We start from the raw sequence: 24,560 nt of genomic DNA, 5'->3' as shown, positions 1-24,560 counted from the left end.
ATGGTCCGGCGCCCCGGCGGTGTGACAGGGCCGTTCAGGTGCTGCCCGTCCCTGGGGCCGTGGGGGCATCGGCGGGGCCGAGCCATTGGCAGATCAGGATGGTGGCATCGTCCTGGAGTTGGCCGTCGTGGTAGTCGCGGAGGGCGTGGATGAGACGGCGCAGCGTTTCGGGGACGGGCAGTCCGTCGGCATGGTGGCGGATCAGGAAGTCGATGAAGCGGTCCACGCCGAGTTCGGTGTCGCCGCTGCCGCGGGCTTCGGTGATGCCGTCGGTGTAGAACACGATGCGGTCGCCGGGTTCCAGCTGTTCACGGCACATCGTGGCTTCCAGCCCCAGGTCGGTGCCCATCGGGTGTGCGGGTTTGCAGCTCAACTGACTGCTCGAACGGCCCGCGCGAATGAGCACCGGTGGCATGTGGCCCCGGTTGACCCAGGTCAGGACTCCGGTGTCCGTGTCGAGATCGGCCAGGATGCCGGTGACGTATCGCGTCTGGTGGTACTGCTTGATCAGCGCGTCCTCGACCGCTTCGCCGATGTCCAGCAGACTCCCGCCCTGGCGGCGTGTGTTGCGGCAGGTGCCCATGGCCAGGGCCGCGGTCAGACCGGCGGCGGTGTCGTGGCCCATCGCGTCGAAGATCGATACGTGCACCACCGAGCCGGCGGTGGCGTAGTCATAGGCGTCGCCACTGACGTGGTGCGCCGGCTCCATCGCGGCGGAGATCGCCACGCGGCTGTCGGAGTAGGTGGGAGGCGGCATCAGATGCCACTGCATCTCGGCCGCGATGTTCAGCGGTCCGGTGCGCATCAGCCGGGCATAGGAGTCACTGCTCTGCCGTTTGCTGACGATGATCAGCGCGATCAGGGAGGCGAGCAGTTCCATGTCCTCGCGCGTGCGCGCGTCATCGGCCCGCGTGGTCAGGCGCAGTACGCCCAGGCGCTCGGTGCCGTTGAGCAACGGCACCCACCACTGCTGTTCCTCGGGATCCGAGCGGACACCGCGCAGTATCTGCCCGTACTGGTACGCCCGGCCCGGCAGCGTGCCCTCGATCCTGATCCCGGTCTCCTCGCCGCCGGGTTCACCCGCGGCGTCCAGTCCGTGGCCGGTCAGCAGTTGCAGCACCTCGCGCTGCAGGTCCGCCAGATAGATCAGCGCCTGGGTGAACCCCGCGGACGCCGCGTGCTCGGCCGTCCTGGCCGGCAACCACTCAAGGGGTATCAGCTGGCTCGAGGCCAGCAGACCGGCCAGCATCTTCCAGCTCCCCCGGTCCTGATCATTCACAGGAGCTTCTCCCACCCACCAGCCCCAGCCGAACCCCGGCACACCGCTGGGTAAGGGGACAGGCATGCTGACTCTAGTCGTCCTGTGACCGTGCAGCGCCGGGCGGGTAAAGCTCAGGGGCAGCCGCCCCATCAATCCCCAGCGTGCTCACCCCGTACGGCTAGATTCATTGTCGTTGAATCCGAAACGTCAGCTGTCCCACAGCACAGCACGCCCCGCAGTTCATCCGCTGTCGAGAGTCCCCATGCACGTCATGCGCCGGCTCGTCGCCCGCAGCTGTGCGTTCCCCTCAGTGGCGATGGCTGGGATGCTTTCGCTGATACGGTCCGGTACCGGCTCCCAGACCTGGACCAGCTTCAGTGGCAGGCCGAGGAACTGCGCCTCGCGCGCGGTCCACTCGGCCGCGGCACGGCTCTCCTTCGAGAATGACGATGCGGCAGGCGGCGTCGATGGGGGTCCCGTGGTCGACGAGTTCGCGGGCTCGGGCTGTGATGTGCAGCTGGTAGCGGGAGCAGCGCCTGTGTCCGCCGGCGGAGCGCAGCGGGGTGATGAGGCGGGCTTCGCCGATGGCGCGGAGGAAGCTTCGGTGGTGCCGAGCAGTTCGGCGGCCCGGGCCATGGTGTAGCCGGGGTAGTCGTCACCAAGACGGTTGTAGGAGTCGTCCGCTGTCATCGCACCTCTCCGTGGAATACGGGGAGGGGCCCTGGTGCCATTGGCACCAGGGCCCCGAAGGAACTGCTACACCATCTGCAGGATTCTTGTGCGGGACTACGCGGACGACTGGCGGCTTGGCCCCGCGACCGTTCAGATCACGGCAGACATCTACGGCCACCTGACGCCAGATGCCGGTGGCAGACTGAGGTCCGTGATGGACCAGGTACTGACAGGCGCTAGCGTGGTCGGTGCTGAGAGCGGGAACCGTGCTGGTTCGGTGCTGAGTCCAGGGGCGAAGTAGGGGGGAAACATGCGGGTCGGAGCAGTGTCTTGAGATTTCTGCACACGTCCGACTGGCATCTCGGCCGCGCCTTTCACCGGGTGAACATGCTCGGGGCGCAGGCCGAGTTCATCGGCCATCTCGTTTCCGTCGCGCGCGAGCGCGAGGTCGACGCGGTGGTCGTGTCGGGTGATGTGTACGACCGGGCGGTGCCCCCGCTGGCCGCGGTCGAGCTCTTCGACGACGCGCTGCACCGGCTCGCCGGCCTCGGCGTGCCCACGGTGATGATCTCCGGGAACCACGACTCGGCCCGCCGCCTCGGCGTCGGCGCCGGGCTCATCGACCGCGCCGGCATCCATCTGCGCACCGACCCGACGGCCGCCGGGACACCGGTGGTCCTCCGCGACGCTTTCGGCGAGGTCGCCTTCTACGGCCTGCCCTATCTCGAACCGGCTCTGGTGAAGGACGAGTTCGGGGTGGAGAAGGCCGGCCACGAGAGCGTCCTCGCCGCCGCCATGGACCGGGTCCGCGCCGATCTCGCCACGCGCGCGGAGGGCACCCGTTCCGTCGTCCTCGCCCACGCCTTCGTCACCGGTGGCGAGGCCAGCGACAGCGAGCGGGACATCACCGTCGGAGGGGTCGCCGCCGTGCCCTCAGGGGTGTTCGACGGCGTCGACTACGTGGCGCTGGGCCATCTGCACGGCTGCCAGACCATCACCGGGCGCGTGCGCTACTCGGGCTCCCCGCTGCCGTACTCCTTCTCGGAGGCCGACCACCGCAAGAGCATGTGGCTGATCGACCTGGCGGGCGACGGCTCGGTCACCGCGGAGCGCGTCGACTGCCCGGTGCCGCGCCCGCTCGCCCGTATCCGGGGGGCACTCGAAGAGCTGCTCGCCGATCCGGACCTCGCCCGTCACGAGGACGCGTGGGTCGAGGCCACGCTCACCGACGCGGTGCGCCCGGCCGACCCCATGGCCCGGCTCACGGAACGGTTCCCGCACACCCTCAGCCTCGCCTTCGATCCGGAGCGGCCACCCGGGGACCCGGACGTGACGTACGCGCGGCGCCTGGCGGGGCGCGGCGACCAGGAGATCGCCGAGGACTTCGTCCTGCATGTGCGGGGTGCGGGAGCCGACGAGCACGAACGGGGCGTCCTGCGGGACGCGTTCGACGCGGTGCGGGCGGACGAGACGGTACGGGAGGTGGCGCGATGACGGCGGCGCGGACTGCGCGGACTCCGGGGAGCGGGCGGAGCGGCTGGACCGGGAGAGCCAGGGCCCGCGGGGGAGTTGTTTCCGGGAAGACCGGCATCGACGCGGGAACAGCAGCCGCCCCGGCCTGCGGCTGCCCGGCGCACCGCCGCCACGTCGACCCGAACCCGGAGGGTGCCCGGTGAGGCTGCACCGGCTGGACATCACGGCCTTCGGGCCCTTCGGCGGCGCCCAGCAGGTCGACTTCGGCGAGCTGTCGGCCGCCGGGCTCTTCCTCCTGCACGGTCCGACGGGCGCGGGCAAGACCTCCGTCCTGGACGCCGTCTGCTACGCCCTGTACGGCTCGGTGCCCGGCGCCCGCCAGGGCGGCTCCCTGCGCAGCGACCATGCGGCGCCCGGCACCCGCACCGAGGTCACCCTCGAACTCACCGTCGCCGGACGCCGGTTGGAGCTCACCCGGCAGCCGCCCTGGGAGCGCCCCAAGAAGCGCGGCGCGGGCACGACGCTGGACAAGGCCCAGAGCCGGCTGCGTGAGTACGACGCCTCGGCCGGGTCCTGGAAGGATCTCAGCCGCTCCCACCAGGAGATCGGCGAGGAGATCACCCAGCTGCTCGGCATGAGCCGCGAACAGTTCTGCCAGGTCGTGCTGTTGCCCCAGGGCGACTTCGCCCGCTTCCTGCGCGCCGACGCCGAGGCCCGCGGCAAGCTGCTCGGCCGCCTCTTCGACACCCATCGCTTCGCCGAGGTCGAGAAGCGCCTCGCGGATCGCCGGCGCGCCGCCGAAGCCGAAGTGCGCGAAGGGGACGCGGAGTTGCTGGCCGACGCCCACCGTATGCACCAGGCAGCCGGTGACGCCATGGAGCTGCCCGGCCTCGCGCCGGGTGAACCGGGGCTGGCCGAGGCCATCATGGGCGCCGCCGCCGTGGCTCGCTGCACCGCGCGTGAGCTGCTCACCATCGCCCACTGCGCCCGCGCCGCCGCCGAATCCGCGCAGATCGCGGCCGACGGCGCGCTGGCCGACGTACGGGAAACGGCGCGGTTGCAGTGCCGGTTCGACGAGGCGCGGGAGCGGGCCGGGCGGCTGGAGGAGCGGGCGGACGCCCACCGGGAGGACCGGGCGCGGATGGAGCGGGCCCGCAAGGCCGAGGCTGTCGCGCCCGCACTGGAGCTCCGGGAGGCGGCCGAGACCGAGCACCGGCGCGCGGCCGACGCCGAGAGACACGCGCGTGGCCTGCTGCCGGACACCTTCATGGACGCCGGCGCCGGTGGACTGGCAGCCGCCGCGCGCCGGGCCGCCGAGGAACTGGGCGGCCTCGAATCCGCCCGCCGCGCCGAACAGCGGCTGGGTCGACTCGTCGCCGAGCGCGCCGACCTGGACCGTCAGGAGCGCGCCGACGAGGATGTCCTGCACGACGCCGAGAGCTGGCTGGCCGACTGGGGGACGACGAGAGCGGGCCTCCAGACCCGTATCGAGTCGGCCCAGGAGGCCGCCGCCAGGGCCGAACAGCTCGCCGTCCAGCGGGAACCCGCGCGGAACCGGCTCAGGGCAGCCCGCCAGCGCGACACGTTCGCCCGGGACACGGACGAGGCGCAGACCCACGTACTGGCGGCGCGGGAGCGTGCCACGGCGGCGAAGGCCCACTGGCTCGACCTCAAGGAACAGCGGCTGAACGGCATCGCCGCCGAACTGGCCGCCAACCTCAGCGACGGCGCACCCTGCGCGGTCTGCGGGGCCACCGAACACCCGGCACCCGCACGGAAGATCGCCGGACACATCGACCGCGAGGCGGAGGAACGCGCGCTGGCCGCCCACCAGCGGGCCGACGAGCGGCGCACCGAGGACGAACGCCGACTGGGCCTCGTACGGGAGGCGCTGGCGGCTGCCACCGCCGAGGCCGGGGACGCGCCGACCGGTCAACTCGCCGGGCACGCAGAGGAGTTGGAGCGGCGGTACGAGGAGGCGCGGCGCGACGCCTCCGGGCTGCACTCCGCGCACGAGGAGCTGCGCCGGGCCGAGCAGGAGCGTGAGCGCCGCAGCACCGCCCAGCAGGAGGCGGCGGTCAGGACCGCGTCCCGGGTCGCCCGAAGGGACACGCTCGACCGTGAACGGGCCATGCTGGAGGAGGAGTTGACGCAGGCCCGGGGCGGCGCCGAGAGCGTCGCCGTGCGGGCCGCGCAGCTGGAACGGCAGGTCGCGCTGCTCACCGAGACGGCCGAGGCGGCGCGCGGCGCCGAGGACGCCGCCCAGCGTCTCAAGGACGCCGACGCCCGCCTCGCCGACGCCGCCTACCGTGCCGGGTTCGAGACACCACGCGCGGCGACGGACGCCCTCCTGGACGACGTGGCCCACCGTGAACTCCAACAGCGGCTGGACGCCTGGCAGTCCGAGGAGGCCGCCGTGCGGGCCGCCCTCGCCGAGACCGACACCGTGGCCGCAGCGCAGCAGCCGCCCGCCGACCTCACGGGCGCGGAACAGGCGGCCTCGGCCGCGGCCCGTCGGCTGCGGGAGGCCGCCTCCGCGCGCGACGCCGCCGCGAGTCGCTGCACCGAACTGGACCGGCTGTCCGCCCGCTCGGCCACGGCGGTACGACGACTCGCGCCGCTGCGGGCCGCCCACGACCGGGTGGCCCGCCTCGCCACCCTCACCGCGGGCACCTCGGCCGACAACGAACGCAGGATGCGGCTGGAGTCGTACGTCCTCGCGGCCCGTCTGGAACAGGTGGCCGCCGCCGCGACGGCACGGCTGCGGCGCATGTCGTCCGGGCGCTACACCCTGGTCCACTCCGACGACCGGGCCGGGCGGGGCCGCAGCGGCCTCGGGCTGCACGTCGTCGACGCCTGGACCGGCCGTGAACGGGACACGGCGACGCTGTCCGGCGGCGAGACGTTCTTCGCCTCGCTCGCCCTCGCCCTCGGTCTCGCGGACGTCGTCACGGACGAGGCCGGCGGGGTCCGCCTCGACACCCTCTTCATCGACGAGGGCTTCGGCAGCCTCGACGACCAGACGCTGGACGAGGTCCTCGACGTCCTCGACTCGCTGCGAGAGCGCGACCGCAGCGTCGGCATCGTCAGCCATGTGCCGGACCTGCGGCGGCGGATCCATGCCCAGCTTGAGGTGGTGAAGGGGAGATCGGGGTCGGTGGTGCGGCAGCGGGGCGGCGAGTGAGGCCGTCGACCGGGCGGGCCGGTGGCGCTCGGGCGCTCACTGGCCGACGGCGCGGCGGGGGAGCGGCGAGGAGTAGACGACGCTCGTGGTCACCGAGCCCAGCGCGCCGATCTTCCCCGACACCTCCTCCAGATGCCGCATCGACCGCGCGACGACCTTGATCACGAAGCAGTCGTCACCCGTCACGTGATGCGTCTCCAGGATCTCCGGTGTCACGCCGACCAGGTCGTGGAACGGCTTGTAGTTGCCGTTCGGGTATCTGAGCCGGACGAACGCGAGGATCGGCAGGCCGAGCCGCTCCGGGTCCACGACCGCCGCGTACCCCTGGATGACACCGGCCTCCTCCAGCCGCCGCACCCGCTCGGTGACCGCGCTCGGGGACATCGCGACGGCGCGCGCCAGTTCGGCGAAGGTGGCACGGCCGTCGCGCTGGAGGACATCGAGGATGCGCCAGTCCGTGGCGTCCGGGGAAAACGTGCTCATGCCCGAGGAATAGCAGGGGAATCCCCGGCCGATCAAGGGAAAGGGCGTGGATTACACCTTCAGGTGAGGTGATCGTCGGCCGTAGATTTCTGGACATGGAGTCCAGGGCCGGGCTCCCACCAGGGAAAGGGCAGCAGCTCATGAGTGTCAGTGCGACCGTCGTCAACCCCGTCCTGCGCGTCGCTCCGGCCTCCCCGGCCGAGGCCGCCGCCCACTTCGCCGCGAGTCTCGCCTTCCACGCCGACGTGTCCGACGTGGCCGCCGCCCTTGCGGCGGGCGGCGACCCCGGGTTCGTGGCAGTCGACTCGCGTTCCACCGAGTCCTGGGATCAGGGCCGCATCCCGGGCGCCCTCCACCTGCCCACGGCCCTGATCCCCGAGCAGGCCGCCGAGCTGCTCGACAGGTCCGTACCGGTGGTGACGTACTGCTGGGGACCCGGCTGCAACGGTGCGACTCGCTCCGCCCTCGCGCTCGCCCAACTCGGCTACCAGGTCAAGGAGATGCTCGGCGGCTTCGAGTACTGGGTGCGGGAGGGCTTCGCGTTCGAGACGTGGGAGGGCCAGGAACGACGCGCCCCCGACGCACTGACGGCCCCGGTGGACGCGACGGACTGCGGCTGCTGAAGCAGACGCGAGCCGCAGTCCCGGACTCATCTCCGCGGTGCCCCTCAGTCCCGCACGACCTCGGGCAGCGGGCGCAGGAAGACGCGGTCCGCCGAGCCGAACTCCCCTTCCGGGCGGGCCGCACGCAGGACGACATCGAGGGCGGCGACCGGATCGCAGGCGTAATGCCCGCTGGCCCAGGCTGCGTTGGCCTCGACGACCGCCCACTCCGAGCCCTCCGAGCCCTCCGACAGCAGACCGACGTCCACGACGACGGCACTCGGCAGGTGCTGGGACGCCAGACGCCCCGCGAAGTCCAGTACCTCCGCCTCTCGGGGATCCTCGTCGAGCGGGCCGACATCCAGCTCACCGCGTGTCAAGTACCGGCTACCGGTGCGGACTTCACCGTCGAGCAGGAACAGCCGGTACTCCACGGCAAACGTCACGATGTCGCTCACCAGCACCGGCGTGCCGTCGTCGACCGCGTCGGGACCTGGCAGCCGGCTGCCGTCCGGATAGACGCTGGCGGGAAAGCTCTTGTCGTTGGGCGGCTTCACGAAGGCGGGCCGCCGCAGCTGCCGGGCCTCGGCGACGGTGCTGAACTCGATCTCCCTGTGGGTGAGTTCGCACGGCAGCCGGGCCAGCCAGTCGGGCGCCGCCTCCAGCAGCCCGAGCCCCAGCTCGGCGGCCACCGCGTCCGCGAACAGTGGCCCGGCGTACAGCGTCGCGCCCTCGGCAGCTCGCCACTCCTCGGGCACCCGCCACTCGCGCAGAACCTCGACGTGCATGGCACGTCCGCGCGCCGCGTCGGCCAGGGCGTGTCCGGTCGCGGTAACACGTGGGGAGAGAAAGAGAGTTCGGGCGTTCATGGAAGTCGAGGGTGGCCCATGGGGAGGGGCGGGGGACAGCGAATTCACGGACGCGCACTGCGTGTAGGTTGCTGCGTATGGCAGTTGAGTGGGTGGAGTCGGGTGGTGGACCGCTCATCGCGGTACCGGAAGCGGTGCTGCCGTTCTGGTCGGGGGCGGACGGCGACGAGTTGTCGACGGACTACGACCGGGCCTGTGAGGTGGACGGCCTCATCGGCTTCGTGCCCGTCGGCGACACCACCGCTCTCGTCCTCGGTGACGAACCCGCCTCGACCGCGTTCCTGCCGGAGCACGACACCTTCGTACGGTGGTCCGCCGCCGACTCCGAGGACGAACTGCTGGCCTGTGTCCCGGCGGCGCTCGCCGCGGCGGAGTGGGAGCCGGACAGGGCGTGGGAGACACCGGGGGACGTGCTCCTCTTCGACCCGGCCTGGCCGGGCAGGGAGACGGACCGGACCGGCCATCTGCGGGTCGAACTGGCGCCGGGGCGGTACGCGGTGCGGGCGGCGTACGTGGAGCCGGGGCCGGAGACGTGGATGGGCCTCGTACTGCTGCGGAGGCTGACCGACTGACCGACTGACCGACTGACCGACTGACGGGCTGTCGGGCTGACGTGAGTACAGCGGCCCGGGGGCTCGGGGTGTACCCCCGAGCCCCACGGGCCCCGCAACCTCCCTACCCGGCCGCCGAGTTGCTCTCGGCGGGCTACCTCACAACCGGGACAGCTCGTCCACCAGGTCGTCCAGCCCCAGTGAGCCCTGCGACAGCGCGGCCATGTGCCAGGCCTTCGCGTCGAAGGCGTCGCCGTGGCGGCGCTGGGCGTTCTCCCGGCCCAGCAGCCACGCCCGCTCGCCCAGCTTGTAGCCGATGGCCTGGCCGGGAATGGTCAGATAGCGCGTCAGTTCGCTCTCCACGAAGTCCGCGGGGCGGCTGCTGTGGGCGCCGAAGAACTCCTGCGCCAGTTCCGGGGTCCAGCGCTCGCCGGGGTGGAACGGCGAGTCCGCCGGGATCTCCAGCTCCACGTGCATGCCGATGTCGACGATGACGCGGGCCGCCCGCATCATCTGGGCGTCGAGGTAGCCGAGGCGCTGCTCCGCGTCCGTGAGATAGCCCAGCTCGTCCATGAGGCGCTCGGCGTACAGCGCCCAGCCCTCGCAGTTGGCGCTGACACCGCCGACGGTGGCCTGGTAGCGGGAGAGGTTCTCGGCGACGTGCGCCCACTGCGCGAGCTGCAGGTGGTGGCCGGGGACACCCTCGTGGTACCAGGTCGAGACCAGGTCGTACACGGGGAAGCGGGTCTGGCCCATCGTCGGCAGCCAGGTGGTGCCGGGGCGGGAGAAGTCCTCCGACGGGGCCATGTAGTACGGCGCCGCCGCGCTGCCGGGGGGCGCGATGCGGGACTCCACCTTCTTCACTCGCTCGGCGAGTTCGAAGTGCGTGCCGTCCAGCGCCTCGATCGCCTGGTCCATCAGACCCTGGAGCCAGTCGCGGACCTCGTCGACGCCCTCGATGTGCTTGCCGTGCTCGTCGAGATGGGCCAGCGCCACCCACGGCGTCGCGGCGCCGGGCAGGATGTTCTCGGCCTCCAGCTTCATCTCGCCGAGGAGACGGTGGTACTCCGCCCAGCCGTACGCGTACGCCTCGTCCAGGTCCAGATCCGTGCCGTTCCAGTAGCGCGACCAGCGCGCGTACCGCTCACGGCCCACCGTGTTCGGCGCGCTCTCGACGGCTGGGGCGTACACGTCCCGCATCCAGTCCCGCAGTTCGACGACGGCCGCGTCCGCGCCCCGGGCAGCCTCTTCCAGCTCGGTGCGCATCGCCTCGGGGCCGGCCGACGCGAAGTCCTCGAACCAGCCGAGGCCCTTGCCCTCCAGGTCGGACCACTCGCCGAGCTGCTCGACGAACGTGGCGGTGGGACGCGGACCCGCGTACAGCTCGCGTTCCAGGCCCAGGGCCAGGCTCTCCCGGTAGCCCCGCAGCGCGGCCGGAACCGCGCGCAGACGCTCCGCGACCGCCGCCCAGTCCTCGTCCGTTTCCGTCGGCGTCACGGTGAACACCTCGCGCACCGAGTGTGCGGCCGTGTGCATGTTGCCGACCGCGCACAGGCCCTCGCCGGCCTCGTGCACGGCCAGTTCGGCGGTGAGCCGCTCGCGCAGCAGGCGCCCGCAGCGCCGCTCGATGTCACTGTCCGCGCCGGGCCGGCGCTCGGCCTCGTCCAGCCGTGCCAGCGTCGTCCGCGCCAGCTCCGCCAGTGCCTCCTGGCCGGCGGGCGAGGTGTCCGGGAGCCGGCTCGAACTCTCCTTCACGCCGAGATACGTACCGGTGACCGGGTCGAGGGCGATGAGTTCGTCGACGTAGGTGTCGGCGACCTCACGGGGCAGCGGGTTCTTGATGTCTGACATGCGCTCATCCTCGTATGCGACGGCGGCCGGCGTCACGTCGATTCGGGTCGGAACGCGCGACCGGCCCGGTGGAGGCCACCGGGCCGGTCGTGGGCGCAGCCGGTTCCCGATCAGTCTCGCGCGCTGTGGTCGTACGACCTCGGGATGGCGACCGGGGTCGCGTCCAGGCGGGCCGTGATGACGAGGGTGCCCTCCTCGATCTGGTAGTCGAGGGGCAGACCGAGGGCGCGCATCGCGGCGACCATGCCGGTGTTGGAGGACTGCGTGACGGCGTACACGTGCTCGCAGTTCGCCTCGCGCGCCATCGACACCAGCCGGCGCAGGAGTTCGCCGCCGATACCGCGCCGCTGCCACTCGTCCTCGACGAGCAGCGCGATCTCGGTCTCGTCGCCGTCCCAGAGGAGATGACCGAGGCCGACCACCCGTCCCGACGCCGTCTGGACGGCCAGCGTGCGGCCGTAGCGCGGGCTGAGGAGGTGGCCCAGGTAGCGGTCGGCGTCGCCCATCGGACCGTGGTAGCGGAGCGAGAGGGTGCGCGGTGAGCAGCGCTCGTGCATCGCCTTCGCCGCGTCCAGGTCGCTCGCGTCGGCCCGCCGTACGGTGATGGCGTTGCCCCGGGGCAGCGTCAGTACGTCCTGACCGTGCGGGATGCGGGGGCCGAGCCGCGCGTCCAGCTCCACCAGGGCCCGCGCCCGGGCGAACTCGGTCGGGGTGAACGGCAGATACGGCCGCTCCACGGTGATCACTCCGCCTTCCGGCGCACGCAGCCGCATCACCGTGTCCGTCTGCTCCAGGGCGCCCTCGACCGGTACGCCCTCCCGCGCCGCCGAGGCACCGCCGGGCAGCGAACGGATGGTGCACCGCCCGAGCAACTGGCGCAGCGCGAGCGGCAGTTCGGCCGCGTCCAGGGCCGTACGGGTGGCCAGGCCCAGCACCCGGGTCGGCGCGTCGACGAGATCGTGGGCGTCGGCCCGCTCGATCCACGTCCCGGCACCGCCGGCCCGGGACACCGACCCGGAGATCTCGGCGGCGGCGAGGTCACCGGGCGCGCGCAGCAGGAACTCGTCGACCGTGCCCCGGGCCAGTGGATGCGTCTGGAGGCTGAGGATGTCGATACGCCGCTCGGCGAGGGCGATGCACAGCGCGGCGAGCGATCCCGGTTCGTCCTTCACCGTCGTCCGCATCCGCCACAGCACGCTCGCGCCGGCACCCGTGTCCGTACCGATGCCCGTGCCGGCCTCGGCGTCGTCCGGCGGTGCGTGACCGTGGCGGCTTGCCCACCATGTGCGCAGCAGCGCGGCGAGTTCGACGACGTCCCGCCGCCACTGTCGTACCGGGCGGCCGTCCGCCGCGGGGGTTTCCTCAGATATTTTTCGAGTCATGCAGCCACCATGCGCCAACGGTGTTGCGTGATCACGAACGTACTGTGACCGAAGGGTTAAGTTGCATTCCGCCCCTTTTGTTTACTCCTGCACGATTACTGTCGGGCGTGCGGGCCGCTACTGCCCCACCCGTCCCGGCTGCAGCACCTTCGTGTACAGCACGGTCCCGTCCTGCTCGCGCAGCCGTACGGTCAGCTCCCCGCTGCCGCCGTCGATGTCGACCTCGCCGAAGAACTGGTAGCCGCCAGCGGGCGAGACGTTCGCCGCAGTCGGCGCCTTCACGAAGACCCGCTCCGGACCGAACGTGCCGTCGAGCGCGCTGGCGGGGAACGCCCCGGCGTTCAGCGGACCCGACACGAACTCCCAGAACGGCTCGAAGTCGGTGAAGGCGGCCCGCGAGGGCTGATAGTGCTGGGCCGAGGTGTGGTGGACGTCGGCGGTCAGCCAGACCGTGCCGGTGATCCGCCGGTGCTTGATGTACCGCAGCAGCTCGGCGATCTGCAGTTCGCGCCCGAGCGGCGCACCCGGGTCGCCCTGGGCGACGGCCTCGATGTTGGCCCTGCCCTCGGTGGCGTCCGGCACGACCAGGCCCAGCGGCATGTCGGCGGCGATCACCTTCCACACGGCACGCGAGCAGGACAGTTCCCGCTTGAGCCACTCCAACTGCTCGGCGCCGAGGATGCCCTGCGGGTCGACGGTCTGGTCGTCGGGGGAGTTGGCGTTGCGGTACGTCCGCATGTCGAGGACGAACACGTCGAGCAGCGGCCCCTGGTGCAGCACGCGGTACACGCGGCCGTCCCGGGCGCCCGGCCGGAGTGTGGAGACCGGGAAGTACTCGCCGAAGGCACGCTCGGCCCGGCCCACCAGCGTGTCGACGCTCTTCTCGGTGTAACGGGTGTCCGAGTCGAGGATCGTCTGGCCCGGGTACCAGTTGTTCCGCACCTCGTGGTCGTCCCACTGGATGATGGACGGGACCTGGGCGTTGAACCGCCGAAGGTTCTCGTCGAGCAGGTTGTAACGGAAGTTGCCGCGGAACTCGGCGAGCGTCTCGGCGACCTTCGACTTCTCCTCGGTCGTGATGTTCCGCCAGGTGCTGCCGTCGGGCAGGGCCGCGGTCGCGGCGATCGGACCGTCGGCGTAGATGTTGTCACCGCTGCACAGGAAGAAGTCGGGGTCGAGCTTCCCCATCGCGTCGTAGATCCGGTAGCCGCCGAGCTCTGGGTTGATGCCCCACCCCTGGCCCGCCAGGTCCCCGGACCACAGGAACCGCACCCCGTCGCGCCGCCGCACGGGCGCCGTACGGAAGGTGCCGGTCACCGGCTCACCGGTGCGGCGCGGGTCGTCCGGGTCGGCGAGCAGCACGCGGTAGTGGATCTGCTCGCCCGGCGGCAGTCCGCGCAGCCGCGTCGTCCCGGTGAAGTCGGTGCCCGTACCGAGCAGCGGACCGTGCCAGCGGCGGGGGTTGCGGAACGACTCGGTGGCGGACGTCTCGACGACCATCCGGGCCGGCCGGTCGGACCGCACCCACACCAGCCCCGAGTCGGTGGTCACATCGCCCGTCTGGACGCCCCAACCGGCCTTCGGCCGCCCGGACAGGGCGAACGCGGGCGCCGCCGCACCGACGGCGGCGGGCAGGGTCAGGGCCGCCGAAGCGGCGAGCGAACCGCGCAGCACGCTGCGACGACCGGGCAGGGGAGAAGCTGACATGGGGCGTGCCTCCGGGGACAGGATCCGGCGAGTGTGCACAGCCACAACTACGGGGACACCGCAGCGCCCACGCAAACCACATGTGAACAACTGCCAGCGGGGACAAGGGGGAACCGGTGTGCGAACCGACGTCACGCCACGAGAGCCTCCGCCATCAGCCGCACCCCCGCCCCGATCCGCGCGGGCGACAACTGCGCGTACCCCACCACCAGCCGCACGCCCCTGTCCCGGTCCCGCACGGGCGCGTGCGCGTGCGGGAAGTCCCTCAGCGGCCGTACCGCGATGCCGGCCGTCCCATCCGCTCCAGGAGCCGTCGGCACAGACTCCTACGGCGCCGCACAAGCCGCCGGAAGCGCCCTCGTCGGCGCCGGAGTCGCCCTGGGATGGGGCGCGTTCACTCTCGTATGCCGGTCAGCGGCTGCCGTCGAGGAGGACCCGGGCGACCAGTGCCGGGTCGTCGTTCATCGGGACGTGGCCGCAGCCGGGGAGCCGGATCAGGCGGGCCTTGGGGATGATCCGCTTGGCGCGGACGCCCTGGCGGCGCACGAGCAGCAGGTCCCGGGTGCCCCAGGCCACGGTGACCGGGATGCCCGGGACGTCGTCCGTGAACCGGATGTCGACGCCGGCCTTGAGTGTTTCGGTGAACCGCTGGGCGTTCGCCAGGGCGAGCGTCTCGGCGACGACGGCCTCGGGTGAACGGCGGCCGGGACGGGCGTAGATGGTGCTCGTCAGGACGCTGCGCCCCGCCGCCGAGCGCGACAGCCGCTCGACCAGTGGCGCCGGCATGCTCCGTGCGGCCCGCCGCATCGCGAGCAGTACCCCGAACGCGTACCGCCGCTCCGGCTGCGACCAGAAGCCCGCCGGGGAGAGCGTGGTGACGGACCGGACGCGCTTCTCCCGCCCGAGTTCCAGGGCCAGCAGGCCGCCGAGCGAGTTGCCCGCCACATGGGGCCGGTCCAGGTCCAGTGCCTCGCACAGGGCGCTGAAGACCGCCGTCATGGTCGGCAGGTCGTGGGGGAAACCGTCCGGCAGTGCCGGGGACGCGCCGAATCCGGGAAGGTCGACGGCGATCACATCGCGCTCGGTGGCCAGGATGTCGATCACCGGGTCCCAGGCCTGCCGGTGGTGCCCGATGCCGTGCAGCAGCAGAAGGGGTTCGCCGGCGCCCACGCGCGCGTACGACAGGGTCACGGCCTTGGGCTCGGCCGCCGGATCGTACGGGGAGGGGACCTCGAAGGTGACGGTGGCGGACATGGGGCTGCTCCTACTCGTACACGTCTGCGTGGCTGTCCACGGGCACAGCGTAGACAGCTTGTCAGCAATTACTACTGGCTGGTAGCCCTCGGTGGGCAACCGGCCGACAACTCGCTGGACATCACCCTCGGCGCCGGGTTGGGATGGAGCCGTGACCGCCGACACCGTGAACGACGTCTTCGAAGAGCACCGGCCCGTCCTGATGGGCGTCGCCTACCGCATGCTCGGCCGGGTCGCCGACGCCGAGGACGTCGTCCAGGACGCGTGGCTGCGCTGGTCCGGCGCCGACCGGACCGACGTACGCGAACCGCGCGGCTACCTCGTGCGCGTCACGACCCGGCTCGCCATCGACAGGCTGCGCCAGGTGAAGGCGCGCGGCGAGACATATGTCGGCCCGTGGCTGCCCGAGCCGTACGTCACCGAACTCACCGGCGGTGCGGGCGCCGTTCCGGACGCGGCCGAGCGGGCCGTGCTGGCCGACACCGTGTCCCTCGCGGTCATGGTCGTCATGGAGTCCCTCTCGCCGCTGGAACGCGCGGTGTTCGTCCTCCGGGAGGCCTTCGCCTACCCGTTCGCGGAGATCGCCGCCATGCTCGACCGCTCCGAACCCGCGGTGCGCCAACTCGCCGGCCGCGCCCGCCGGCACGTCGACGAACGGCGCCCGCGCTACGAGGTCGACCCGGCCCAGCGCCGTGACCTCACCGAACGGTTCCTCGTCGCCGCGGAGCAGGGCGACCTCGCGGGCCTCATGGAACTCCTCGCCCCGGACGTCTGCCTCGTCGCCGACAGCGGCGGCCTGGCGCGGGCCCCGCGCCGGATCCTGGAGTCGGCCGACCGTGTGGGCCGCTTCGTCGTCGGCACCGCCGGCAAGGGCCTCGCCGACGCGTCCTTCCGCTTCCTGGAGGTCAACGGCGGCTTCGCCGTGCTGATCCTGGACGGCGGCAAGCCCGACGCCGTGTTCCAGATGGATGTGGCGGACGGCCGTATCCAGTGTGTGTACATCATCCGTAACCCGGACAAGGTGCGCTCGCTGGCCCTTCCCCAGGAAGGCTGATTGGTCTTGACCAAGCCTCAGGGCCGCCCTATGGTCGCAGGAAAGTGCAACAACCTTTAATAAACAAGGGCGCCAAAACGCCGCGGGACCACGGCGATTGCGGAGGACATGGTGGGGACCACGCAGTTGGAAACGGTGCCGGAGCCGAAGTACTGGCAGCTGAAGACCGTGCTCAGTGAGGCACTGGACTCCGAGTTCACGGTGGGCGAGATCCTGCCCAACGAGCGCGACCTGGCGGCCCGCTTCGGCGTCGCCCGTGCCACGCTCCGTCAGGCGCTGGAACAGCTCGAACTCGAAGGCCGCCTCCAACGGCGCCGCGGTGTCGGTACGACCGTCGCCCCGCCGCGCATGGGAGTCCCCGTCGGGACGGCCCAGCACGTGTGGCCGGGCGCGGCGGGTGACACCTGGCAGCCCGTGGACAGCGCGCTGACCGTACCGGCCGTGTCCGTGGCCGCCGCCCTGGAGACCGGCCGGGACGAGGCCGTGCACACCGTGCGCCGCTCGCGCGTCTCGCACGGCCAGCCCGTCGCCGCCGAGCTGCTCTACGTCCCGGTCGCCTCAGTGCCCGACCTGTCGGCGATAGACGCCCCGTCCGGCGCGGCACGCGCGCGTGCGGTGCTGCGCGAACTCCAGCGACTGGAGCTGGAGGGCCAGGACCGCGCCGTGGAACTCGGCTCGGCCCGCGCGGACGACGCCAAGGAGCTGGACCGCCTCCCCGGGGCCCCCGTCCTCGTCGTCACGACCCGCTTCTTCGCCCAGGGCCGCACGGCCGCACTCTCCGTGGCGACCTATCGCGCTGACACGTGCCGGTTGACCTTCGGCGACACCGGGGGAGTGGAGATCCACCACGGCTCGGAACGCCAGGCTTCCTGACCGACGTACAGCCCCGCGCCCTAAAGGGGCGCGGGGAACTGCGCGACCAGCCACGACGGGCCCGCGGGTCTCCCCAACCGCAGTTCCCGAACCGCACGTTCCGTGGAGCGCTCAGCGTCGGGCCGTCACAGTCCCCTCCACCGCGAACAACTGCTCCTCGACATGGTCGAGAGCAAGCCGCAGCGCGCCCGTCGCCACGGCCGCCTCGCCGAGCAGCGACAGCGCCACACCGGGCGGGCGCAGACAGTAGCGCGCCAGCTCGTCGCGCAACGGCTCCAGCACGCCGTCCAGCCCCGCCGCCCAGCCGCCGACGACGACCAGCTCGGGGTCGAGGGCCAGGACGAGCGCGGCCACGTCGTGGACCAGCCGCTGGATGAAGCGGTCGACGGCCGCGCGGGCCTGCGCGTCACCCTCGCGAGCCCGACCGAACACCTTGGCGACCGCCACCTCGTCGAGCGGGTGCAGCGGCTCGCCCGTCGTCGACAGCAGCGCCTCCGGGGTCGCCCCCCGGCCCAGCAGATGCAGCGCGCCGATCTCCCCGGCCGCCCCGCCGAACCCCCGGTGCAGCCGCCCGCCGATCAGCGAACCGGCGCCAGGACTCAGCCCGGCCAGCACGAACACCACGTCGTCGGAGTCGATCGCCGCGCCCTTCCAGTGCTCGGCGACGGCAGCCGCGTTGGCGTCGTTCTCGACGAGCACAGGGCACTTGAAGGACCGGCCGAGCCGTTCACCGAGCCGTAGCCCGGTCCACTCGGGCAGCGCGGTGCACAGCCGTACGACCCCGTCGGCCTCCACGATCCCGGGCGTGGCCACGCCCACGGCCCGCAGCGAGTCACGGGCCACCCCGGCCCGGCGCAGCAACTCGGCGACCGCCGACCGTAGCCGCTCCAGCCGCTCGTCCGCGGGTGCCGCCTCGTCGACCTCCTTCGAGATCGACCCGAGAAGACGCCCGTCGAGGTCGGACAGCAGCGCGGCAACGCGATGGGAGCCGATCTCCAGCCCCAGCAGATGCCCGGCCTCCGCCCGGAACCGAAACCGCCGCGCGGGCCGCCCCTGCCGCCGCGCGACGCTCTCGTCGGCGGCCTTCTCGACAACGAGCCCGGCCTCGATGAGCCCCTCGACGACGCCCTCGACGGTCGGCCGGGACAGGCCTGTCACCCGGGTGATCTCGGTCAGTGTCGCGCAGTCCGTGGCACGCAGCGCGTGCAGCACCACCGCGGAGTTGATCCTTCGTAGCAGCGAGGGATCCCCACCGGTCAGCTGCCCCAACGTACGTCCTTCCAACTGAGCGGCCCTGGTGAAGGCGGGTGCGCAACCGCGCCCCGACAGGGGCGCGGGGAACTGCGTGACCAGCCACCACCGGCCCGCAGGTTCATCACCGCGCTTCCAGCGGAGCGCTCAGTGCGCGTGTGGGGCGGATCGTACTCGGCGCGGAGCACCCGAGCGAGAGCCGGACGCCCTCGACCTGTCCGACGGGCCGGGATCATCCGGGCGCCACGAACCCGGACTCGTACGCCACGATGACCGCCTGCGTACGATCCCGGGCTCCCAGTTTCGCCAGCACCGCGCTGACGTGCGACTTCACGGTCTCGGTCCCGACGACCAGCCTGGCGGCGATCTCCGCGTTGGACAGCCCCCGGGCCATCAGCCGCAGCACCTCCGCCTCGCGCTCGGTCAGCCGCGCCCGCTCCAGCACCGCCCTGGCCGCCCGGTTCCCGCCGTCCCCGTCGCCGTACTGGGCCGCCAACTGTCGTACGGAGGCCGGGAACAGCAACGACTCGCCCTCGGCGACCAGCCGCACCGCGTGCACGATCTCGGCAGGCCGGGCCCGCTTGAGCAGAAACCCGTCGGCACCGGCTCGCAGCGCCTCGTACACGTACTCGTCGTTCTCGAACGTCGTGATCACCAGGATCTTCGGCGGATCTGGCACGGTCCGCAGCAGCGCGCGCGTGGCCTCGATGCCGTCCATCAAGGGCATCCGCACATCCATGGCGACGACATCGGGCCGCAGTCGCCGGACCAACGGAATGACAGCGGCCCCGTCCGCCGCCTCCCCGACCACCTCGATATCGGCCTGAGCCTCCAACACGGCCCGCAGACCGGCCCGTACGAGGGGCTCGTCGTCGACCAGGAGGACGGTGATGGGCATCCGGCCAGCGTAGATCAGCGCAGCGGCAGCTCGACGTGCACCTGCCAGTCGCCCTCGTCGGGTCCCGTACGCGCACGGCCGCCCAGCAGCGCCGCGCGCTCCCGTATGCCGCGCAGGCCGCTGCCCCGGCCGGGGCCGGGTACCCCGGCGGTGAGGGGGTTGCGGATCTCCAGGGCGAGGGTCCCGTCCGCGACCCCGATACGGACCCGGACGGGAACGGCCCCCGCGTGCCGCAGCACATTGGTGAGCGACTCCTGGAGGATGCGGTAGCCCTCGCGGGATACCGGGCCCGGCACACCGTCGAGGGGGCCGGTCACCGTCAGGTCGACCTTCGCCCCGGAGAATCGCGCGGACTCAAGGAGGCGTTCGGCCTCGGTGAGGGCCGGGCGGCTGCTCGCGGGCCTGCCCGACTCCCGCAGTACGCCGAGTACGCGGTCCAGGTCCTCCAGCGCGGCCCGGCCGGTCTCCTCGATGGCGTCCAGCGCCCGGTCGGTGAACGCGGGATCGCCCGCCGCACGGGCCGCGCCCGCCTGCACCACCGCCACCGTGAGCGCGTGCCCGATGGAGTCGTGCAGCTCACGGGCGATGCGATTGCGCTCCAGGAGCTGTTCGGTGCGTTCTTCCAGGGCGGCGAGCCGCTCCGTGGGGGAGGGGCCGAGCAGGCGCCCGGCCAGCCGGGTGATCAGTTCGCCCGAGCCGACCACGACCGCGGCCAGCAGGATCAGGGGCAGCGGTGCGAGCAGCGCATGCCACCAGTGGTGGCTCTCCAGGCGCAACAGGGCACCGTCGCCCGGGGTGTCGCCCAGCGCGGTCGTCACCAGGTTCTGGGTGGTGATGGGCAGTTGGACGGTCAGCATCGAGACGAGAATCCCGAGCGCCAGCCGGGTCTCCAGCCAGAGCACCGTACGGCGCCGGTCGCTCCACGTGGCGGACGGGGCGGCGACGAACTCCGAATCGCCCCAGGCGTTGTCGCTCCTGCTCTCGCCGGGGTGGCGGTGGTCGATCAGCAGCAGTCTGGCCTGCAGCCCCTCCACGGTCCGCATCGCGGGCACGAGCCCGGCGAGTCCGAGCAGCGCGGCCGACAGGAGCCAGATCCACCACTCGTCCTCGATGAACAGCCACATGGCCGGCCACACGACGGCGACAAACAGATGCAGCCATCGTGTGTACGTCACCGCCCGGGTGAACGGGCGCAGGAGGTGGATCATCCCGACATCGTGACAGGCACCACTGACAACGGGCCTCCCCCGGGCGGGGGAGACGGAGCCCCCCGGCGGGGGAGGCGCCCACCCCGGGCCGGCGGCCAGGCTGCTGCCATGACCAGCATCGACGTCCAGAACCTCACCAAGGAGTACGGCACGACGCGAGCCGTCGACCACCTCACCTTCCGTGTCCTGCCCGGCCGCGTCACCGGCTTCCTCGGCCCCAACGGCGCCGGCAAGTCCACCACCATGCGGCTGGTGCTCGGCCTGGACCGGCCGACACGCGGCACCGCCACCATCGGCGGCCGGGCCTACGCCACCCTGTGCGATCCCCTCCGCAAGGTCGGTACCCTGCTCGACGCCCAGGCCGCCCACGGCTCCCGTACCGCCCGCGACCACCTCCGGGCCCTCGCGGTGGGCAACCGCATCCCCGACCGCCGGGTGGACGAGGTGCTGGCCGAGACAGGGCTCGCCTCCGTGGCGCGCCGCCGCGTGAAGACGTACTCCCTGGGCATGCGCCAGCGACTGGGCATCGCGGCGGCGCTGCTCGGCGACCCGGAAGTGGTGATGCTCGACGAGCCGTCCAACGGCCTCGACCCCGAAGGCATCGTCTGGATCCGCGAGTTGCTGCGCAGGCTGGCCAAGGAGGGCCGTACGGTCCTGGTCTCGTCCCACCTCATGAACGAGACCGCGTCCTTCGCCGACCACCTCGTCGTCCTCGGCAGGGGACGTCTGCTGGCCGACACCCCGATGCGCGAGTTCATCGACGCGCGCGTACGCCCGCGTGTGCGGGTGCGCACCACGGACGGCAGCGTCCTCAGTCAACTGCTCGCGGAGCACGGGTACGAGGCCGCCGCGCACGACGACGGCCTCTGGACCGTGGAGCACGCGCGCGTGGACGACATCGGCAGGCTCGCCTCGGCCGCAGGCCTGATCGTCCTCGAACTGACCGCAGACGAGGGCACGTTGGAGCAGGCATACCTGGACCTGACGGCCTCGGCGACGGAGTTCACCACGACCCCGGCCCGAACTCTCACTCAGGAGGCCTGAGCATGCCCTTCGTACCCGTACTCCACGCCGAGTTGATCAAGATCCGTACCCTGCGGTCGCTGCTCGGGGCGCTGGGCGCGGTCGTCCTCGTCACGGGGCTGTTCTCGGCGCTCGCGGGGCTCGACTCCGGCGCCGGCGAGGAGGACTTCGACCCGCTGTTCTCGGCGTTCTTCGGCGTCAGCTTCGGGCAGATCGCGGCGGTCGCCTTCGGCGCCACGGCGGTGTCGTCCGAGTTCCACGGCGGTGGCCTGCGCGCCACGCTGGCCGCGGTGCCCCGCCGGGGACACTGGTTCGCGGCCAAGGCGGTGGCAGTCGCCGTACCCGTCCTGGCCGTCGGTCTGATCGCCGGGGGAGTGAGCCTGGCCGTCGGCAAGGCGGTCCTCGGCGCCGACGCGAACGGCCTGACCTGGGCGAAGAGCCTGCGCGGCGTGATCGGCTGCGCCCTCTACCTCACGCTGATGGCACTGCTCGCGGCCGGCCTGACCGCGCTACTGCGCAGCGGCGTCGCCACGCTGAGCATCCTGATCCCGTTCCTGCTCATCGTCTCGTTCGTGGTCGGCGGGGTCTCGGGCACCGTCGCCGACTTCCTGCCGGACAAGGCGGGCCAGGTGGTGTTCCACCAGACCTGGAACGGCTCACTGGGCCCCTGGACCGGCCTCGCGGTGACCGCGCTGTGGGCGGCCGGCGCGCTGCTGGCGGGAGCGTGGAGCGTACGACACCGGGACGCGTGACGGACGTACACGGCCCCGTACGCACGCAGGCTAGGAAGCCGCTTCCCGCAGCCGCCCGAACTCCTCGGCCATGGTCGCCGCAGTCCAATGAGCGTTCAAGCCGCTCGGGTTGGGAAGAACCCACACGCGCGTGTCCCCGAACCGCCGCTCCTGCGGGCCCACCTGGGCCTTTCGGTCGTCGAACGCGGCCCGGTACGCCGTCACGCCCACCACGGCCAGCCAGCGGGGCCGCAGCCGTGTCACCTTCGCGGCCAGCAGCCGGCCGCCCTCGCGGTACTCCTCCGGGGACAGCTCGTCGGCCCGTGCGGTCGCCCGTGCGACGACGTTCGTGATGCCGAGCCCGAACGCGAGCAACTCGCCCTGTTCGGTGGGTTTCAGCAGCCTCGGGGTGAACCCGGAGAGGTGGAGGACGGGCCAGAAACGGTTGCCGGGGCGGGCGAAGTGATGGCCTGTCGCGGCTGTCATCAGGCCGGGATTGATGCCGCAGAACAGGACGTGGAGGCCGTCCGCGACGACGTCCGGTACGAGACGGTCGCGGGCGGCCTCCAGTTCGGCCTGGGTGAAGCGGGTCAGAGGATCGCTCCGGGGGTGTAGGCCGCGGCCTCGGGGTGCTGTTTGGCGATCTCCTCGATCCGGCCGACGACGACGGCGACCTGGTCGGCGGCGGCGCCCGTGAACGACAGCTTGTCGGCCATCAGCGCGTCGAGCTGCGCGCGGTCCAGGGGGATGCGCTCGTCGGCGGCGAGCTTGTCGAGGAGCTCGTTGCGCTCGGCGCCCTGCTCGCGCATGGCGAGCGCGGAGGCGACGGCGTTCTCCTTGATGGCCTCGTGCGCGACCTCACGGCCGACACCCGCGCGCACCGCGCCCATCAGTACCTTCGTGGTGGCGAGGAAGGGGAGGTAGCGGTCCAGCTCGCGGGCCACGACGGCCGGGAAGGCGCCGAACTCGTCGAGGACCGTCAGGAAGGTCTCCAGCAGCCCGTCCAGGGCGAAGAACGCGTCGGGGAGGGCCACCCGGCGCACCACCGAGCAGGACACGTCGCCCTCGTTCCACTGGTCGCCCGCCAGCTCGCCCGTCATCGAGGCGTAGCCGCGCAGGATCACCATGAGCCCGTTGACGCGCTCGCAGGAACGGGTGTTCATCTTGTGCGGCATCGCGGACGAGCCGACCTGGCCGGGCTTGAAGCCCTCGGTCACCAGCTCGTGTCCGGCCATCAGCCGGATCGTCTTGGCGATCGAGGAGGGCGCGGCGGCCACCTGCACCAGCGCGGTGACGACCTCGTAGTCGAGCGAGCGCGGATAGACCTGACCGACGGAGGTGAAGGCGCTGGAGAAGCCCAGGTGCCCGGCGATCCGCTGCTCCAGCTCGGCGAGCTTGGCCGCGTCACCGCCGAGCAGGTCCAGCATGTCCTGGGCGGTGCCCACGGGACCCTTGATACCGCGCAGCGGGTAGCGGCCCAGCAGCTCCTCGACCCGGGCGTACGCGACCAGCAGCTCGTCGGCGGCCGTGGCGAACCGCTTGCCGAGGGTGGTGGCCTGCGCGGCCACGTTGTGCGAGCGGCCGGCCATGACCAGCTCGCCGTACTCACCCGCGAGCTTCCCGAGCCGCGCCAGCACGGCCACCGTACGGTCGCGCACCAGCTCCAGCGAGAGCCGGATCTGCAGCTGCTCCACGTTCTCGGTGAGGTCGCGGGACGTCATGCCCTTGTGGACGTGCTCGTGCCCGGCGAGGTCGTTGAACTCCTCGATCCGCGCCTTCACATCGTGCCGGGTGACCTTCTCGCGCTCGGCGATGGACGCCAGGTCGACGGTGTCGAGGACCCGCTCGTAGTCGGCGAGGGCGGCGTCGGGCACCTCGATGCCGAGGTCCTTCTGGGCCCGCAGCACGGCGAGCCAGAGCTGGCGCTCCAGCCTCACCTTCTGCTCGGGCGACCAGAGCGTGGCGAGCTCGGCGGAGGCGTAACGTCCGGCGAGGACGTTCGGGATGCGGGGCTTTGCGGGTGCGGCGGTCACGTGTACGGAGTTTACCCGGCGTCCAGAAGGGGTCTGCCCCGTCTATGGAGTCTGTAGAGCGCAGGTCGAATGCACTCCGATCTGCGCTCTTCCGTGGGGTCTGTGAGACGAGTGTGAGAGATCCAGCAGGGGTAGCCCGCGGACAGACAGAAGCCCCCAGCCGTACAGACACTACTGGGAAAGTCGAGGGCTGAGCGTGG

21 protein-coding genes and 2 pseudogenes are annotated in these 24,560 nt (G+C 72.0%); 8 read left to right on the top strand and 15 right to left on the bottom strand.

The window, feature by feature from the left end:
* Positions 1-34: 34 nt before the first annotated feature.
* From IEY89_RS29815 to IEY89_RS41005, 3 genes and pseudogenes are all read right to left on the bottom strand, one after another.
* Positions 35-1,249 carry a PP2C family protein-serine/threonine phosphatase gene (locus tag IEY89_RS29815; RefSeq protein WP_189150705.1) on the bottom strand — a complete coding sequence of 405 codons (1,215 nt, stop codon included), beginning with the start codon at positions 1,247-1,249 and terminating at the stop codon, positions 35-37.
* Between the two features lie 318 nt (positions 1,250-1,567).
* Positions 1,568-1,702: pseudogene (locus tag IEY89_RS41010) on the bottom strand (universal stress protein); the annotation flags it as partial.
* A pseudogene (locus IEY89_RS41005) lies at positions 1,692-1,951 on the bottom strand (MerR family transcriptional regulator); the annotation flags it as partial. The pseudogenes IEY89_RS41010 and IEY89_RS41005, both read right to left, overlap by 11 nt.
* A 312-nt stretch (positions 1,952-2,263) precedes the next feature.
* On the opposite strand from IEY89_RS41005, the gene IEY89_RS29805 reads away from it, so the two are divergent.
* Both IEY89_RS29805 and IEY89_RS29800 read left to right on the top strand, forming a co-directional pair.
* Complete coding sequence (locus IEY89_RS29805) at positions 2,264-3,427, top strand: exonuclease SbcCD subunit D (RefSeq protein ID WP_189150627.1); 1,164 nt, start codon at positions 2,264-2,266, stop codon at positions 3,425-3,427.
* A gap of 178 nt (positions 3,428-3,605) precedes the next feature.
* Complete coding sequence (locus IEY89_RS29800; protein ID WP_189150626.1) at positions 3,606-6,590, top strand: AAA family ATPase; 2,985 nt, start codon at positions 3,606-3,608, stop codon at positions 6,588-6,590.
* A 36-nt stretch (positions 6,591-6,626) separates the two neighbouring features.
* Here IEY89_RS29800 and IEY89_RS29795 read toward each other — a convergent pair whose 3' ends face one another.
* Positions 6,627-7,073 (bottom strand): Lrp/AsnC family transcriptional regulator, encoded by a 447-nt coding sequence (locus IEY89_RS29795; RefSeq protein WP_189150625.1) that lies wholly within the window; start codon positions 7,071-7,073, stop codon positions 6,627-6,629.
* 140 nt (positions 7,074-7,213) lie between these two features.
* On the opposite strand from IEY89_RS29795, the gene IEY89_RS29790 reads away from it, so the two are divergent.
* Positions 7,214-7,696, top strand: coding sequence for a rhodanese-like domain-containing protein (locus IEY89_RS29790; protein ID WP_189150624.1), 483 nt, complete (start codon positions 7,214-7,216; stop codon positions 7,694-7,696).
* Positions 7,697-7,740: 44 nt separating this feature from the next.
* On the opposite strand, the gene IEY89_RS29785 is transcribed toward IEY89_RS29790, so the two are convergent.
* Entirely contained in the window at positions 7,741-8,544 is an 804-nt protein-coding gene (locus IEY89_RS29785; protein ID WP_189150623.1) for an ATP-grasp domain-containing protein, read from the bottom strand.
* 77 nt (positions 8,545-8,621) lie between these two features.
* On the opposite strand from IEY89_RS29785, the gene IEY89_RS29780 reads away from it, so the two are divergent.
* Entirely contained in the window at positions 8,622-9,116 is a 495-nt protein-coding gene (locus IEY89_RS29780; protein ID WP_189150622.1) for an immunity 21 family protein, read from the top strand.
* A 138-nt stretch (positions 9,117-9,254) separates the two neighbouring features.
* On the opposite strand, the gene IEY89_RS29775 is transcribed toward IEY89_RS29780, so the two are convergent.
* The 5 genes from IEY89_RS29775 to IEY89_RS29755 all read right to left on the bottom strand — a co-directional run bounded on the left by IEY89_RS29775 (position 9,255) and on the right by IEY89_RS29755 (position 15,289).
* Positions 9,255-10,946, bottom strand: coding sequence for a DUF885 domain-containing protein (locus IEY89_RS29775; RefSeq protein WP_189150621.1), 1,692 nt, complete (start codon positions 10,944-10,946; stop codon positions 9,255-9,257).
* Between the two features lie 110 nt (positions 10,947-11,056).
* Complete coding sequence (locus IEY89_RS29770; RefSeq protein ID WP_189150620.1) at positions 11,057-12,328, bottom strand: GNAT family N-acetyltransferase; 1,272 nt, start codon at positions 12,326-12,328, stop codon at positions 11,057-11,059.
* 117 nt (positions 12,329-12,445) lie between these two features.
* Complete coding sequence (locus IEY89_RS29765) at positions 12,446-14,035, bottom strand: alkaline phosphatase D family protein (RefSeq protein WP_189150619.1); 1,590 nt, start codon at positions 14,033-14,035, stop codon at positions 12,446-12,448.
* Positions 14,036-14,166: 131 nt separating this feature from the next.
* Positions 14,167-14,355: a hypothetical protein gene (locus IEY89_RS29760; protein WP_373287309.1), complete on the bottom strand. Its 189-nt coding sequence runs from the start codon at positions 14,353-14,355 to the stop codon at positions 14,167-14,169.
* A gap of 91 nt (positions 14,356-14,446) precedes the next feature.
* On the bottom strand, positions 14,447-15,289 hold the full coding sequence (locus tag IEY89_RS29755) for an alpha/beta fold hydrolase (RefSeq protein WP_189150618.1): 843 nt from the start codon (positions 15,287-15,289) through the stop codon (positions 14,447-14,449).
* Between the two features lie 151 nt (positions 15,290-15,440).
* Here IEY89_RS29755 and IEY89_RS29750 point away from each other — a divergent pair, with 151 nt between their 5' ends.
* Both IEY89_RS29750 and IEY89_RS29745 read left to right on the top strand, forming a co-directional pair.
* Positions 15,441-16,343, top strand: coding sequence for an RNA polymerase sigma-70 factor (locus IEY89_RS29750; protein ID WP_189150617.1), 903 nt, complete (start codon positions 15,441-15,443; stop codon positions 16,341-16,343).
* Between the two features lie 111 nt (positions 16,344-16,454).
* Positions 16,455-17,216 (top strand): GntR family transcriptional regulator, encoded by a 762-nt coding sequence (locus IEY89_RS29745; protein WP_189150704.1) that lies wholly within the window; start codon positions 16,455-16,457, stop codon positions 17,214-17,216.
* A 111-nt stretch (positions 17,217-17,327) separates the two neighbouring features.
* Here the strand turns inward: IEY89_RS29745 and IEY89_RS29740 are convergent, their stop codons facing one another.
* The 3 genes from IEY89_RS29740 to IEY89_RS29730 form a co-directional block, all read right to left on the bottom strand.
* Positions 17,328-18,485: an ROK family transcriptional regulator gene (locus tag IEY89_RS29740; RefSeq protein WP_189150616.1), complete on the bottom strand. Its 1,158-nt coding sequence runs from the start codon at positions 18,483-18,485 to the stop codon at positions 17,328-17,330.
* A 214-nt stretch (positions 18,486-18,699) separates the two neighbouring features.
* On the bottom strand, positions 18,700-19,365 hold the full coding sequence (locus IEY89_RS29735; protein ID WP_189150615.1) for a response regulator transcription factor: 666 nt from the start codon (positions 19,363-19,365) through the stop codon (positions 18,700-18,702).
* Positions 19,366-19,379: 14 nt separating this feature from the next.
* Positions 19,380-20,573, bottom strand: a complete 1,194-nt coding sequence (locus tag IEY89_RS29730; protein ID WP_189150614.1) for a sensor histidine kinase — start codon at positions 20,571-20,573, stop codon at positions 19,380-19,382.
* A gap of 108 nt (positions 20,574-20,681) precedes the next feature.
* On the opposite strand from IEY89_RS29730, the gene IEY89_RS29725 reads away from it, so the two are divergent.
* On the top strand, positions 20,682-21,617 hold the full coding sequence (locus tag IEY89_RS29725) for an ATP-binding cassette domain-containing protein (RefSeq protein WP_189150613.1): 936 nt from the start codon (positions 20,682-20,684) through the stop codon (positions 21,615-21,617).
* 2 nt (positions 21,618-21,619) lie between these two features.
* Positions 21,620-22,348: an ABC transporter permease subunit gene (locus IEY89_RS29720; RefSeq protein WP_189150612.1), complete on the top strand. Its 729-nt coding sequence runs from the start codon at positions 21,620-21,622 to the stop codon at positions 22,346-22,348.
* Positions 22,349-22,378: 30 nt separating this feature from the next.
* On the opposite strand, the gene mug is transcribed toward IEY89_RS29720, so the two are convergent.
* Positions 22,379-22,921, bottom strand: a complete 543-nt coding sequence (gene mug / locus IEY89_RS29715; protein WP_189150703.1) for a G/U mismatch-specific DNA glycosylase — start codon at positions 22,919-22,921, stop codon at positions 22,379-22,381.
* Positions 22,918-24,360, bottom strand: a complete 1,443-nt coding sequence (gene purB, locus IEY89_RS29710; RefSeq protein WP_189150611.1) for an adenylosuccinate lyase — start codon at positions 24,358-24,360, stop codon at positions 22,918-22,920. The genes mug and purB overlap by 4 nt, the downstream gene beginning before the upstream one ends.
* Positions 24,361-24,560 lie beyond the last annotated feature (200 nt).

The sequence above is a fragment of the Streptomyces lacrimifluminis genome (genome assembly GCF_014646095.1).
Taxonomy (GTDB): Bacteria; Actinomycetota; Actinomycetes; order Streptomycetales; family Streptomycetaceae; genus Streptomyces; species Streptomyces lacrimifluminis.
The sequence above is the reverse complement of the archived record's forward strand: the minus strand, read 5'-3'. Positions and strand labels throughout refer to the sequence as shown.